Source organism: Bradyrhizobium sp. JYMT SZCCT0428 (assembly GCF_018131075.1).
Lineage (GTDB): Bacteria > Pseudomonadota > Alphaproteobacteria > Rhizobiales > Xanthobacteraceae > Bradyrhizobium.
Map to the genome: position 1 here is coordinate 63675 of NZ_JAFCLS010000008.1, position 13849 is coordinate 77523.

The following is a 13849-nucleotide window of genomic DNA, read 5'->3' on the forward strand; positions in this document are numbered from 1 at the left end:
GCCGGGCGTAGCGGATCAGCGACGCCTCCCCAGTGAGATGACGTAGGCGGCGCGGCGCGCCGCAAAGATCTCGTCGGGCGGATGAGCGATGCCTTCGGCGAGAGTTGCCGGATTGAAGATGGAGGCGTCGCACGCCTCGTCCGCTTCAACACCGGTGATGACGATCGTGCCCAGCCACACCGTTTCGCGGGCATCCTCATCCGGCCATCGGATGGTTACGTCCATGACGGGATCGTCGGGGCGGTCGAGCAGCGCCATCACGTTGAGCCGGACATCACCTTTGGCGATCCGGTTCTTGAGGTCGTCGTAAAGGAAATCGGCAGACTTCGCCCTCGCCTGATCCCCGGTCAGCGTGACGTCTCCGCCGACTGGCGCGACCTTGAACTTGATAAACCGCGTCTCGCCTTTCGAACTCGTCGCGGGAAAGGCGTGCACGCCCCAATAGGTCGTGCCGGCAAAGCTCCCGGGCAGCGGAAGCGCGGCGATGTAGTTGGCCTGATGCAGCGTTTCGGGATTGGCGGCGGAGAATGCCTTGACTTTCTTCATGTTCGGCTTGCCGCTTGGTCCCGGCATGCGCGCCTTGAGGTAAGCCAGCATCTGGTCGAGCGTCCTTGCAAAGTGCACCGGAGCGCTTTGCAGGAGCATGTCCGAGCGATGATCTTCGCCGCCGAGCCTGAAGCTGAAGCCGCGCAGCACGCCGCCGTCGGTATCCGCTACTTTGGAATCGCCGCCGCTCACCGAGAAGCGCGCCAGCACGCGTGATGGCTTTGTGAAGCTTTGCGATCTCGTTATTTCCGCCGCCCGGTCCGACGGAATATAGGTGCCGCGAACGCATCGGCCCTCGGCAAAGCTCGCGCGTCCCCTTGAGCGTACCCGTGGTGGCTGACCGGCTAGCGCGTTCAGGGCGTCGACGATGGACGCGGGTGTGGCCGCGCCGGCTGGGAACTGGACCACGGCGGGACCTTGGGTTTGAGCACTCGGAGCGTATTTTAGGCGCTGTGCAAATCGGGCGTCTTTCCTAAAGCGACCATGTATTGTCCGATCCTGCGCCCCATCCCCACTGCACAGGCTCATTCACCCTCGACCAGGGGACTAGAAGCACGCACCCCTCGTAGGGTAGCGCAAACGACTCCATGCGACGCATCCTCAGCGCCATCGCGTCAAGAAAATGGAGCGGATGATGCAGGTAAGCGAGTGGCGGCAAGCAGCGGAGAAGCCTGTTTCATTGCCGGATCGGCGTCGAGATAAAATCCTTTCGCGCGGCTCCCTGCCGACTTCACCGGCCGCGATCCTGCCTGACTTCATCGGCAAGAACCGTAAGTGCTTGGCCGGGCAGTCCGATGCGATCAACGATGGCAAGCTGGCCTATGCCACCTGCCCTGCGACGGAGGCGGAGGAAAGCATCTCCGACGAGATGCTTCTCAAGAGCGTTGCGGAGGGCGACAAGACCGCGATGCACATCATGTTCGCCCGTCACCGCGCCAGAGTGCTTCACTTCATCCAGCGGACGGTCCGCAATCCGGGCATTGCAGAGGATCTCGTCAGCCAGGTATTCCTCGATGTCTGGCGCTCCGCTAACAGGTTCGAATATCGCGCGCGGGTTTCCACATGGTTGCTCTCGATCGCCCGTTTCAAGGCCATCAACTCGCTGCGAGAGCGCATTCACGAGAGCATCGATCAGGATGATGTGCACGGAATCGCAGATGCCGGTGACACGCCGGATATCGCGCTCGATCGAAAGGAAACCAACGGCATTTTGCGCGCATGCATTGCCAAGCTGTCTCCAGCCCATCGCGAAATCATCGACATGGTCTACGAGCGCGAGAACTCGCCCTCTGAAGTGAGCGAAATGCTCGATATTCCTCTTGCCACCGTGAAGAGCCGGATGTTTTACGCGCGCAAGCAACTTGCGAGCATGCTCGTGAATGCCGGTTTCGAGGTCCCAACATCAACAAGGCGGGGAAAGCAAAGTCATCTCGCGGCTTGCATCTGAAGTGCGGGCACAGCTATCGGCAATTGATGGGCCTTCCCCGGCCGCCCCCTTGCGACACGTCAAGGGAGGCAGGTTCAAGCGGTGAACATGACGCGGCGATGCAGCAATTGCGGCCGGGAACGCTGCTATCGCGATCAGCTGCCCGGCAAAGCCGTTGACATTCCAGCGCATTGTCAAAATACTCGGCCATAATAAAGAAAAATCGATGGGAGGACACGATGCCCACTTCACGCAGAACACTGCTGAGGACTTCTGCGGCTGCGGCCGCGGCATTCAGCTTCGATTGGACACGTGCCCAGGCGCAAGCCGAAACGGTGCGCATCGGCCTGATCTACGACTTGACCGGCCCGTTTGCGGCGGGCGGCTCGGTCGCCTCCTCTATCGGCGCGCAGATCGCGATCGATCTCGTCAACGAGAAGGGTGGCATCGGCGGCAAGTACAAGGTCGCCGCTGTCGCCGCCGATTCCCAGAGCAAGCCCGAGATCGCGATCAACGAGGCCGTACGCCTGATCGACCAGGAGAAGATCGACATCATCAACGGCGTCTATGCGAGTTCGCACGCGGTGCCGCTCGCAGCCAAGGTCGAGCAGCAGAAAAAGATCCTCTGGATCACGACCGCGGTTTCGACCGCCGTGTTCAAGGACAAGAACCTGCAATACGTCTTCCGCGCCCAGATTCATTCCGATCAGTACGGCCAGGCCTTCGCCGGCTTCATCGCCGAACACGCGAAAGCAAAACTCGGGATGGAGCCGAAGGACGTCAAGGTCGCGCTGATCCACGAGGATGGCCCCTATGGCGTCGGGGTCGCCGCCGCCGACGAGGCCTATTCCAAGGAGGCCGGCCTTCAGATCGTGCTCCGCGAGGGTTATTCGGCATCCGCGCCCGACCTCTCGGTGCTAGTGACCAAGCTCAAGCGTGCCAGGCCCGACGTGATCTCGCACGCGGGATACAACCCCGATATCACGCTGTTCCTGCGCCAGGCGCGCGAGAGCGGCCTCAAGTTCAAGATGCTGTTCGGCAACGGCGCGGGCTACAGCCAGCTCGACAAGCTGCGCGCCGCCTTCGGCGCCGACATCGACAATTTCTGCAACATCGATCCGGTGCCGGCGCAATTGCTCGATGCGACCAAGCTGGCGCCCGGCATCGGCGATCTCACCAAGACAATGGTCACACGTTACAAGGAGAAGACCAACGCGACCGACGTACCGCCGCACTGCTCGATGGGCTTCAACCAGACCTGGATCCTGCTCAACAGCGTGCTGCCCGTCGCCAAGGACAAATACGGCGGCTTCAATCCCGATGCCATTCGCAAGGCAGCGCTCGACGTCGACATCCCGCCGGGCGGCACGATCCAGGGCTATGGCGTCAAATTCTTTCCGCCGGGTACACCGATGGCCGGCCAGAACGAGCGCTCGACCCCGGTCGTGATGCAGAATGCCGGCGAGCATATCTCGGTGGCTTGGCCGACCAATATCAGGACGCAGGACCCGGTGTTCCCGCTGCCGAAATCGTCGGTCTACGCGGCGTAGCGTATTTCATAGGGGGCTTCGTCTGCGCAATCAGGGACGCTCGGCGCGGGGTTGCTCGCCCGGGCCGTGCTCGCGAGCGATGAAATCCTCGAGCCATAGCGATTGATTGCCCTCGACGGGAACGCGCGTCGACTGCAGGGGTCTCGTCCAGTTGCAGGCTTGCGGGTGATAAAACACCTCTCGACCACCCTTCGCCAGGATCGCGAAAAAAACATAGCGCTGCCCAGGTTGAAAGAAGAACTCGCAGTCCAGCGTTGCGTAGACGTCCATTAATTTGATGGTGCGAGCGAGCCGTTCACCGCCTTTCCACGCCCGCTCGACCTCGATGAGCCAGGCGTGCTGGTCCGCGCGGACGACCTTGCCGGCAAACACATATTGGGCGCGGTCAAAGCCGGCTTCGGGAGAGACGGGATCGCAGGAACATGCATATGCAGCGCCCGCGCCCCACATCCAAGAGCTAGCCAGGACAAGCAGCCTCGTCAGCTTCGTCATCGGAACCTCCAGGCAGCCCGCAGGAAGCGGGGGCGTGGGAGATCATCAACTCACAGCGTCACTCTCCGGCCCTCTTCGGCGGCCCAATAGCCGGCGTAGTTGACCTTGATCGTCTCAAAGGCCAGCGCGAGATCCGAGAGTGGCTGCCTCCCCGTCGCGACGCATTCCATGAAATCCTGGATTTCCTGCAAGTAGCCGCGCGTCCATTCTTCCTCGAGGCAGACATATTGCCAGCCGGTCTTGCGATCGACCTTTTCGGTGATGTAGACGCTCGCGAGTTTTTCCTCTGATGTCTGGTAGCTCATCATGTGCGTGTTCGGCGTGATGTTGGCGAACAGCGCGCCGCCGCTGGTATAGGTTTCGATCAAATTGCGCACGCCGCCCGCGATCATGTCGCCGGAAAATATCGTCGCCTTGGTGCCGTCGGAGAAGGTCGTGGTGAGCGTACCCCAGTCTTCGACGTCGACCGGATTGGACTTGATGACGCCGCGCTCGTCCGGCCGCAGGCACGCCGCGACATTGCCGACGTCGCAAGTGACGCTGGCGACGCTGATCGTCTCACCCCGTGCCTTGGCCTCGATCTGCTTGAGATAGAGCACCGCCGAAAGCGGGTGGCACCCCATCCGGATCAACGAACCGCCTCCGGTCATCGCCCATTGCGCGGCATGCGCCGCATGCGAGCCGCTGTGGCTCTCCTCGCCCTTCATGAATAGGATCTTATCCCCTGTGGCGCGGAGAATCTCCACGGTCTTGGTGACCGCCGGCGCGTAGATCCAGTCTTCCGCATACATGAACAGCTTGCCGGTCTTCTCGATCGCCGCGCGCGTGCTTTCCATCTCTTCCAGTATGCGCCGGTACATCAGCGCCTTGGACACGTGCTTGCCGATCGGCGCCTTGTCGCCGTCCCGCCCGAAATAGCCCGCGAACGGCTTCTCGCAGATTACATGCTTGCCGGCCTGCATCGCCTCGACGATCATCGAGGCGTGCAGATTGGGCGGCGTGCAGATGTCGATGACGTCAAGCTCGCCATCGGCGATCAAATCACCAAAGCTGCGATACGCGTTCGGGATCTGGTGCCGGCGCGCAAATTCGAGAACATGATCGCCCCTCGCCGCAACGGCCCTGACCTCAACGTTGAGGCCGTAGACGCGCCGGTAGGCATACATGTGCAGTTCCGACACAAAGCCGCAGCCGGCCAGACCGACCCTGATCTTTACCATGGTGGATACCTCCAGTGGTCGATCAAGACCGGGCCCTGCTCCCGTGACGGGCAACGTGGCTGCTGCGGAATGAGCCGTGACGCCGTGACTTTGGCTCGCGATGGTTGTCGTGTAGCAGCTTTCTTTTTTGCGCCCAATAGCGGCGGAAGATCGCGATGTGCGCGCCGCGCCGGGCGTCGCTCTTGCCCTTGGACAGCTTCCTCAACTTCAGGTTGGATTTCGCCCCGATGGCCGGCCGCCGGTGCGGAAAGCCGCTCGGCCGAGCGAGGCAAAGGCGCTTGGCGAAATAACATTGCTGGCAAGTCGCCCAGACCGCCGCCCCGGGGCCGGGAATGGGTGATCTCCCCTATCTGCGCCGGCGGCGGGCCAGCACATCCGACGGTCCGCGGGGCGGCGTCACTTCGGATGATCCCCCGAACGTAGGGTGCCAAAGAATACATCGACGTTCCATTGTGGCTTGTGGCCGGGCGGGCTTTAGTTCTAACCTTGCAGCAAATGCGCCATAGAGCGCGGACAAGGCAACAAGAACCAGACAAAACGAGATCTTGGGAGGATCAATGAAACGCAGGACGCTTCTCGGCGCTACGATCAGCGCCGCCGTGCTTGGCCTAACTTTTGGGCTCACCTCAGCCGCGACAGCCCAGCAGCCCCCGATCAAGATCGGCATGTCGATGGCGCAGACCGGCGGTCTGGCGGGCGGCGGCAAGGCCTCGCAGCTCGGCATCGAGATCTGGCGCGACGACGTCAACGCCAGGGGTGGCCTGCTCGGCCGCAAGGTCGAGCTCGTCGTTTATGACGACAAGTCGAGCGCTTCGGAAACGCCGGCGATCTATTCCAAGCTCCTGGACGTCGACAAGGTCGATATCCTGTTCGCGCCCTACGCGACCGTGCCCACCGCGCCGCTGATGCCGCTGGTCAAGCAGCGCGGCATGTTGCTGATGGGCAACTTCTCGTTCCAGGTGAACAGCAAGGTCGGCCACGACATGTGGTTCAACAATGCGCCATGGGGACCGGCTGACAGCTGGGCGGCGTCCTTCCTCGAGCTCGGCCAAAAGGCCGGAGGCAAGACCATCGCGCTGCTCGCGGCCGACCAGGAATTCGCGCAGAACCTGGCGCTGACCGCACGCGACGTCGCCAAGAAGATGAACATGCAGATCGTGTTCGACCAGGCCTATCCGCCGAACACAGTGGAATTCTCCTCGATCCTGCGTGCGCTCAAGGCTGCCAAGCCCGACATCGTCTATGTCGCGTCCTATCCGCCGGACTCGGCCGGAATTTTGCGCGCCGTGAACGAAATCGGAATCGGCAACAACGTCAAGATCTTCGGCGGCGGCATGGTCGGACTGCAGTTCGGCGCCGTGATGGAAAACCTTGGTTCGCTGCTCAATGGCGTCGTCAACTACAACACCTGGCTGCCCGAACCGAGCATGCAGAACGAGGGGACCAAGGCGTTCTTCGAGACCTATACCAAGCGCGCCATCGAAGCCAAGGTTGATCCGCTCGGCTACTATCTGGCGCCGTTCGGCTACGCCAGCGGCCAGATGATCGAGCAGGCGATCAAGGCAGTGGGATCGCTCGACCAGAAGGCGCTCGCAAAATATCTGCGCGAGAACGAGCACAAGACCATCGTCGGTCCGATCGCGTTCGCCGCAGACGGCGAGCGCAAGGAATCCGCAACGCTGCAGGCGCAGTTCCGTGGCGTCGTGGACAAGAATATGGATCAGTTCCGCAAGCCCGGCACCCAGGTGATCCTGTTCCCGGCAAAAATGAAATCCGGCGATCTCATCAGCCCGTTCGAGGCTGCCCGGAAATAGCCGTCGCGGCTAGAGTCCCGTTTCGATTGAATCGAAACGGGACTCTAGATTCCTTATTTTGACGCGTTTTCTGACGCGAACCGGCATCCACTTCGCTGGAAAACGCTATGATCTCCGGACCATGGTGCGCTGACCCGGTCGGCGCACCAGCGCCCCGAGCAATTTTGGTGGGAAAGGCAGCGCGTGCGCGAACCGGGAAGGCGGCGGCTCAGGAGCGGGTCAAGGGGGACCTTACGTGTTTTCATTTGAACTGCTGCTCGATGCAGTAGTGCTCGGGGTGCTGCTCGGCTGTTTCTACGCGGCGGTTAGCCTAGGGCTTTCAGTCGCGTTCGGCCTGCTCGACGTTCCCCACGTCGCGCATCCGGCCTTTCTGGTGCTCGCATCCTACGCCGTCTATGTGCTCAACGAGTTTTATGGAATCGATCCGCTGCTGGCGGGACTGCTGATCACCCCGTTCCTGTTCGTATTCGGTCTCGCCGCCTACCGCCTGTACTACGAGACCTTCGAAAAACGCGGCAGCGACGCCGGCGTGCGCGGCATCGCGTTCTTCTTCGGCATCGCCTTCATCATCGAAGTCCTGATCATCCTGCAATTCGGCGTCGACCAGCGCTCGGTCACCGCGACCTATATCGGCAAAGCCTGGCGGATCGGCGATATGCGGATTCCCTACCGGCTGGTGGTCGCGTTCGCCGTCGCCACTTTGCTGACCACCCTGCTGGCGCTCTATCTGTCGAAGACCTTCATGGGACGCGCGATCCGCGCGGTCGCTCAGGACCAGGAGGCGCTGCGGCTGATGGGCGCCAACCCGATCCGGATCAAGCAATGGGCGTTCGGCATCGCTACCGCCGTGCTCGGAATTGCCGGCGCCTTGCTGATCATCGTAGCCCCCGTCGATCCGACGCTCGACCGCGCCTATATCGGGCGGACATTCTGCGTCGTCGTCATGGCCGGGCTCGGCAGCATGACCGGCACGCTGGTCGCCGCCATCATCCTCGGCGTCGCCGAATCGATCGTGCTGACCCTGTTCGGCGCCTCCTGGGCGCCGGCCATTTCCTTTGCGATGCTGCTCGGCGTTCTCGCCGTGCGGCCGCAGGGCCTGTTCGGCAGGCGATCATGAAGCGCAACGGCATCTTTTTCTGGATCGGCGCGGCGGTCTTTCTGATCGCCATTGCGCTGATGACAAAGCTCATCACCAACGAGTACCCCTTCTTCGCCGGCTATGTGATCCTGCAGTTCATCGTGCTCGCGGTGGCCTGGAGCATCCTCGGCGGCCATGCCGGCTATGTGAATTTCGGCACCAGCGCGTTTTTCGGCATGGGTGTCTACACGGCGGTATTTCTGTTCAAGGTGGCCGGCGCGCCGCTCCTCGTGCAGATCGCCGCCGCCGCGGCCGTCGGCGCGCTGATGGGCTTTGCGCTGGGCCTGTTGACCCTGCGCATGCAGGGCATCTTCTTCTCGATAGCGACGATCGCGCTGACGATCGTGATCGAGACCTCGATCACCAACTGGCGCTATGTCGGCGGCGCGGCCGGCATTCAATTGCAGCGCCCGCCGGTGACGTGGCCGTTCTCGGGCTATGTCCAGATGCTGTTCTTTGTCCAGGCGGTGCTCGTGGTGCTGGCGGTTGTGGTCTCGCGCTACATCCAGAATTCGTGGATCGGCCGCGGCCTGCAGGCGCTGCGGGACGACGAACTCGCCGCGGAATGCACGGGTGTGCCGACCCTGCGGCTGAAAGTGCTGGCCTGCGTCGTCTCCGGCGCGCTGATGTGCGCGGCCGGCGCGCCCGCCGCGATGTACCTGCAATATGCAGATCCCTCCTCCGCGTTCAACCTCAACTATTCGGTCTCGACGCTGGCGATGTCGCTGATCGGCGGCACCGCGCATTGGGCCGGCCCGATCGTCGGCGCCATCCTGCTGGGCACCACGCAGCAATTGCTGACCGTGACCATCTCCTCGGAAGTGAACGTGCTGGTGCTCGGCGTCATGCTGGTGCTGTTCGTGGTGGCCGCACCGGAGGGCTTGATCGGCCTGCTGCGCCGGGTTCGCGACAAGCGCAAGGAGGGCAAGCAATGACGCCCCCAGGCACCAGCGCACCCCTGCTGCAGATATCAGGGCTTACAAAGCGCTTCGGCGGCTTCACCGCGCTCGACAATGTCAGCGTCGACATCCGCCCCGGCGAGCGGTTCGGCCTGATCGGCCCGAACGGCTCGGGCAAGACGACGCTGATCAACTGCATCTCCGGCGCGTTCCGCACCGAGGCCCGCACTGTGGTGTTCCGCGGCGAGGACATCACGCAACTGCCGGCGCATGTCCGTACCCGCCGCGGCATCGCCCGCAGCTTCCAGATCCCGCGGCCGTTCAAAAGCATGACGGTGGTCGAGAACCTGATGGTGGCGCTTGATTTCGCGGTGGCCACGGATCCGCTCGTCTCGGCTGCGCACCGGCACGAGACCGCGATGTCGATCCTTGCCGGCATGGGTCTCGCGTCAAAGGCCAATGCATCCGCCACCACGCTGAGCCAGGTCGAACTGCGCAAGATGGAACTCGCCCGCGCGATGGCGACGCGGCCGAAGCTGCTGATATCAGACGAGGCGATGGCCGGGCTTTCCTCTTCGGAAGTCGACGAGGTGCTCGATCTCCTGATGAGCCTTGCGGACCAGGACATCACCGTCATCATGATTGAGCACATCATGCAGGCGGTGATGCGTTTTTCGCAGCGCGTGATGTGCCTCGACGCCGGCAAGATCATCGCGATCGGCGCGCCGACCGAAGTCATGGCCAACCAGCGGGTGCAGGAGGCCTATCTTGGCACTTAGCCTCGCGATCTCTGGCCTCGATGCCGGTTACGGCGCCGTCAAGGCGCTGCGCGGCGTCTCGCTCGATGTCCAGGCCGGCGAAACCGTCGCCCTGCTCGGCACCAACGGCAACGGCAAGAGCACGCTGATGAAGTGCGTCGCCGGACTGGTGCGGCCGCAGCGCGGAACCATGCAACTGACGATCGACGGCACCGCGCATGACCTGACCAAATTGTCGCCCGAAGCCATCGTCGATCTCGGCGTCGCGATGGTGCCGGAGGGACGGCGGCTGTTTCCCAAACTGACGGTGCTCGAAAACCTGATGCTCGGCGCCTTCCGCAAGGCGGCCCGGCGCGACATCGACAGGAATCTGGCGCAGGCCTTCGAAACCTTTCCGGTGCTGAAGGACCTGCAGAAGCAGCTCGCCGGCACCATGTCCGGCGGCCAGCAGCAGATGCTCGCGATCGCGCGGGCGCTGATGTCCTCGCCGCGCCTGCTATTGGTCGACGAGCCGTCGGTCGGACTGTCGCCGCTATTGGTTTCGCAAACCATCACCAAGATCGGCGATCTCAATCAGCGCCTCGGCCTCACTGTGCTGATGGCCGAGCAGAACTTCAACCAGGCGATCCGCATCGCCAACCGCGGCTACATCATCGTCCACGGCGAGATCGTCGTCGCGGCCCGTTCCGTCGACGAATTGAAGGGTAACGACATCGTCAAGCGGCTCTATCTCGGCGGCATAGCCTGATGGCGCAAGACGGCGCGCACGCGTCCTTGTAGAGTCGGCGACCTGACCGGAGAATTAAGCCGATGCGTCTCCTGAGCGAAGACTTCCCCTTGGGCCTGCCCGCCGGACCCGTATTTCCCAGAGCCTGGCCCGAAGTCGAGCCGGACGCGCTGTCCAACGTCGAATTGTTCCTGCAGGGTCAGCCATTCGACATCTATGCGCAGCTTCGCGCCGATGCGCCGGTGGCGTGGCAGCGTGAGGGCAGTAACGGCCCCGGCTTCTGGGCACTGACCCAATATAACGACGTGATGCGCGTCGATGGCGATCCCAAAACCTTCTCGTCGCAGAAGGGCGGCATCCTGATGGCCTATGGCCCGCCCGAAACGCGGCATCCGTTGCTGTTCCGCGCTTCCGTCGACGCCATGATCAACATGGATGCGCCCTGGCACCTGCAGCTCCGCAAGGAGCACATGCCCTATTTCACACCTGGCTATCTCACGGGCATCCGGGAGAAAGTGGCTATCGAGACCACGCGGCTGATCGACGACATGGCCGGCCTTGGCGAATGCGACCTGGTCGAGACGCTGTCGTCGCGGCTGCCGCTGTTCACGCTGTGCGAAATCCTCGGCGTGCCCGAATCCGACCGGCCGAAATTCCTCGACTGGATGCACTATCTCGAAGTGGCCGGCCATGTTTCGGCGCAGCAACGCAAGAACCCGCAGCCGACGCCTGAGTTCATGGCGTTCGTCAACTCGTTCAACGAAAACGTTTCGGAAATGTTCGCCTATGGCCAGCACATGCTGCAGAAGCGCCGCGCCGATCCAAAGCCCGATCTGATGAGCGCGATCGCGCGCGCCACCATCGACGGCGAATTGCTGCGCGACGAATATCTCGACGGCTCGTGGCTGCTGATCGTGTTCGCCGGCAACGACACCACGCGCAATTCGATTTCCGGCTCGATGAAGTTGCTCACCGAATTCCCGGACCAGAAGCGCGCGCTGATGAATGATCTTTCGCTGCTGCCCAACGCCGTCGATGAGCTGATCCGCATGATCAGCCCGGTGATCTATATGCGCCGCACGGCAACCGAAGATACCGAGATCGGGGCACAGAAGATCGCGGCCGGCGAGAAGGTCATCATGTATTACGGCGCCGCCAACCGCGACCCCGCGATATTCCCGGACCCCGACAGGCTCGACATCCGCCGCGCCAATGCCTCGAAGAACATCGCCTTCGGCTTCGGCCCGCATGTCTGCATTGGCAAGCGCGTGGCGCAGCTGCAGCTCGAGGAAGTCTATCGCCAGCTGCTGAGCCGCCTGCCGGATATCGAATACGCCGGCGGCATCGAAATGGCACCGAACAACTTTGTTCATGCCATCCGCAAACTGCCGGTGCGGTTTACTCCGCAGCGCTCGATCTGATCGCTGGCCGCACCGAGGGCTGCGCGCCCGACGCAAACACGATGTCTTCATAGCCCTTGGCGACGGCATCGTTGATGGCGGCGACGTATTTCGGCGTGCCGCCGTTGTAGACGAAATAGCGGTACTTGCCGTGCTCATGGCCCGGAACATTGGAATTGTAGCCGGTGAACCACGACTTGGCGTTTCGCATCAGCATGATGGCGTACATTTTTTTCACATGCGCGCTCCAGCGCTCCTGCGCCGCCAAAGTTGGATCGGCGCTGGTGTAGCCGCGATCCCGGATGTGCTCGAGCAAGCCCATGCACCAGTTGACGCCGGTCTCGATGCCGCGCGGAAAATTGGTCGAAGCCGAGCCGCTTTGCGGACCGGTCGGCATCAACAGGTTTGGAAAACCGTGAACGAGCATGCCGAGGAAGGTCGACGGACCGTCCTTCCATTTGTCGTATAGTTTCTCGCCATTGATGCCGGTGATGTCGATCTGGTCGTACGCGCCGGTGATGGCGTCGAAGCCGGTGGAATAGATGATGATGTCGAAATCATAATCGCGCGCCGACGTGCGCAGGCCGGTTTCGGTCACGCGTAGAAGCGGCGTCTCGCTGATATCGACGAGATGTACGTTGTCGCGGTTATAAGCCTCGAAATAATTCGTCTCCAGCGGCACGCGCTGCACGCCAAAGCCGTGATCCTTCGGAATCAATTTCTCCGCGATGACAGGATCGTTGACGCGCCGGCGGATGCGGTCGGCGATGTAGGCGGAGAACTCGGCGTTCGCCACTTCGTCGGTAAAGATCTCGCGGAAATTGCTGAGCCAGATCCCGAATCCCGGCTCGTCGTAGAGCTTGTCCCACAGCGCCAGCCGCTCCTCGCGAGTCACCTCGTAGAAGCCGCGCCGGTCGGGCTCATGCTCGAAGCCGCCGGGGCTGCGGGCGCAGGCCGCGAAGATGTCGTCATAGCGCGCGCGGATGGCGGCCATCTCCTCGTTCGAGATCGGTCCGTTGTTGAGCGGCGCCGCCCAGTTCGGCCGCCGCTGGAACACGGTCAATTCGCCGACCTTGTCGGCGATCTCGCCGATGATCTGAATGGCAGTGGCGCCGGTGCCGATGATCGCGACCTTCTTGCCCGCCATCTCGAGCAGCTCGTGCGGCCAATAGAAGGTGTGGAACGAGCGGCCCTTGAAGGATTCCACGCCCTCCAGCCGCGGCAAGGTCGGCGTCGAGAGCAGGCCGATCGCCAGAATGACGAACCGGCAGGTCAGCTCGCGGCCATCGTCGATCCTGAGCCGCCAGATGTGCTGCGCCTCGTCGAACTGCGCAGCCTCCACCTTGGCGTTGAACTGCATGTATTTGCGCAAATCGAATTTGTCGGTGACATGGTTGAGGTAGCGCAGGTTCTCGGGCTGACCCGAGAAACGTTCCTCCCAGTGCCACTCGTCGAGCAATTCCCGCGAGAAGGAATAACCATAGGTGTAGCTCTCCGAGTCGAAGCGTGCGCCCGGATAGCGGTTCCGGTACCAGGTCCCGCCGAGGTCGGGGGAGCCGTCCAGCACCGTGGCATCGACCCCGAGGTCGGCCAGACGCTTGATCTGATAGATGCCGGCCACGCCGGCGCCAATCACGATCACTTCGTAATGCGACTTGTCGCGGGGAGCGTTGTCACTGGGAGCCTTGGTCCCTTCGGTCATTTTCCACCCGGTCTTTGTTGTTCTTGGCAACGACGGCGCTTTTGTCCGTCACTATAGCAATAATCCGCGGCAACGCACTTGCGTCAGGATGCCGGTGTTGCGCCGCGGGATTTCGCCGTGAAACATTGTTTGAAATCGAACCGTTTCGCGCTTGCTGCATTTTCCCGTGCCCTGCAG

General features: G+C 62.4%; 12 protein-coding genes. 8 read left to right on the plus strand and 4 right to left on the minus strand.

The window, feature by feature from the left end:
- Nucleotides 1–15 precede the first annotated feature (15 nt).
- Complete coding sequence (locus JQ575_RS10375; protein WP_312015919.1) at nt 16–954, minus strand: catalase family peroxidase; 939 nt, start codon at nt 952–954, stop codon at nt 16–18.
- Nucleotides 955–1345: 391 nt separating this feature from the next.
- On the opposite strand from JQ575_RS10375, the gene JQ575_RS10380 reads away from it, so the two are divergent.
- Together JQ575_RS10380 and JQ575_RS10385 are read left to right on the plus strand one after the other, a co-directional pair.
- Complete coding sequence (locus tag JQ575_RS10380; RefSeq protein ID WP_312015926.1) at nt 1346–1993, plus strand: sigma-70 family RNA polymerase sigma factor; 648 nt, start codon at nt 1346–1348, stop codon at nt 1991–1993.
- A 218-nt stretch (nt 1994–2211) separates the two neighbouring features.
- Complete coding sequence (locus tag JQ575_RS10385) at nt 2212–3522, plus strand: ABC transporter substrate-binding protein (protein ID WP_212033108.1); 1311 nt, start codon at nt 2212–2214, stop codon at nt 3520–3522.
- Between the two features lie 30 nt (nt 3523–3552).
- Here the strand turns inward: JQ575_RS10385 and JQ575_RS10390 are convergent, their stop codons facing one another.
- The gene (locus JQ575_RS10390; RefSeq protein WP_212033109.1) at nt 3553–4014 is read right to left on the minus strand and encodes a hypothetical protein; all 462 of its coding nucleotides are present in this window, start codon (nt 4012–4014) and stop codon (nt 3553–3555) included.
- 50 nt (nt 4015–4064) lie between these two features.
- Nucleotides 4065–5234 carry a Gfo/Idh/MocA family protein gene (locus JQ575_RS10395; RefSeq protein WP_212033110.1) on the minus strand — a complete coding sequence of 390 codons (1170 nt, stop codon included), beginning with the start codon at nt 5232–5234 and terminating at the stop codon, nt 4065–4067.
- Nucleotides 5235–5791: 557 nt separating this feature from the next.
- Between JQ575_RS10395 and JQ575_RS10400 the strand changes: the two genes are divergently transcribed.
- The 6 genes from JQ575_RS10400 (at nt 5792) to JQ575_RS10425 (ending at nt 11991) form a co-directional block, all read left to right on the plus strand.
- Nucleotides 5792–7048 carry an amino acid ABC transporter substrate-binding protein gene (locus JQ575_RS10400; protein WP_212033111.1) on the plus strand — a complete coding sequence of 419 codons (1257 nt, stop codon included), beginning with the start codon at nt 5792–5794 and terminating at the stop codon, nt 7046–7048.
- A 235-nt stretch (nt 7049–7283) separates the two neighbouring features.
- On the plus strand, nt 7284–8165 hold the full coding sequence (locus JQ575_RS10405) for a branched-chain amino acid ABC transporter permease (protein ID WP_212033112.1): 882 nt from the start codon (nt 7284–7286) through the stop codon (nt 8163–8165).
- On the plus strand, nt 8162–9121 hold the full coding sequence (locus JQ575_RS10410) for a branched-chain amino acid ABC transporter permease (RefSeq protein ID WP_212033113.1): 960 nt from the start codon (nt 8162–8164) through the stop codon (nt 9119–9121). The genes JQ575_RS10405 and JQ575_RS10410 overlap by 4 nt, the downstream gene beginning before the upstream one ends.
- Nucleotides 9118–9864: an ABC transporter ATP-binding protein gene (locus JQ575_RS10415; RefSeq protein WP_212033114.1), complete on the plus strand. Its 747-nt coding sequence runs from the start codon at nt 9118–9120 to the stop codon at nt 9862–9864. The genes JQ575_RS10410 and JQ575_RS10415 overlap by 4 nt, the downstream gene beginning before the upstream one ends.
- The gene (locus JQ575_RS10420) at nt 9854–10591 is read left to right on the plus strand and encodes an ABC transporter ATP-binding protein (protein WP_212033115.1); all 738 of its coding nucleotides are present in this window, start codon (nt 9854–9856) and stop codon (nt 10589–10591) included. Before JQ575_RS10415 ends, JQ575_RS10420 begins: the two co-directional genes overlap by 11 nt.
- 62 nt (nt 10592–10653) lie before the next feature.
- Nucleotides 10654–11991 carry a cytochrome P450 gene (locus tag JQ575_RS10425; RefSeq protein WP_212033116.1) on the plus strand — a complete coding sequence of 446 codons (1338 nt, stop codon included), beginning with the start codon at nt 10654–10656 and terminating at the stop codon, nt 11989–11991.
- Here the strand turns inward: JQ575_RS10425 and JQ575_RS10430 are convergent.
- Nucleotides 11969–13672 carry an NAD(P)/FAD-dependent oxidoreductase gene (locus JQ575_RS10430; protein WP_212033117.1) on the minus strand — a complete coding sequence of 568 codons (1704 nt, stop codon included), beginning with the start codon at nt 13670–13672 and terminating at the stop codon, nt 11969–11971. The two genes, JQ575_RS10425 and JQ575_RS10430, sit on opposite strands and share 23 nt — an antisense overlap.
- Nucleotides 13673–13849 lie beyond the last annotated feature (177 nt).

Bases quoted from the DNA above. Each gene is read 5' to 3' on its own strand.
- JQ575_RS10385 (WP_212033108.1), top strand. From the start codon at position 2,212: ATGCCCACTTCACGCAGAACACTGCTGAGGACTTCTGCGGCTGCGGCC.
- JQ575_RS10390 (WP_212033109.1), bottom strand. From the start codon at position 4,014: ATGACGAAGCTGACGAGGCTGCTTGTCCTGGCTAGCTCTTGGATGTGG.
- JQ575_RS10395 (WP_212033110.1), bottom strand. From the start codon at position 5,234: ATGGTAAAGATCAGGGTCGGTCTGGCCGGCTGCGGCTTTGTGTCGGAA.
- JQ575_RS10400 (WP_212033111.1), top strand. From the start codon at position 5,792: ATGAAACGCAGGACGCTTCTCGGCGCTACGATCAGCGCCGCCGTGCTT.
- JQ575_RS10410 (WP_212033113.1), top strand. From the start codon at position 8,162: ATGAAGCGCAACGGCATCTTTTTCTGGATCGGCGCGGCGGTCTTTCTG.
- JQ575_RS10415 (WP_212033114.1), top strand. From the start codon at position 9,118: ATGACGCCCCCAGGCACCAGCGCACCCCTGCTGCAGATATCAGGGCTT.
- JQ575_RS10425 (WP_212033116.1), top strand. From the start codon at position 10,654: ATGCGTCTCCTGAGCGAAGACTTCCCCTTGGGCCTGCCCGCCGGACCC.
- JQ575_RS10430 (WP_212033117.1), bottom strand. From the start codon at position 13,672: ATGACCGAAGGGACCAAGGCTCCCAGTGACAACGCTCCCCGCGACAAG.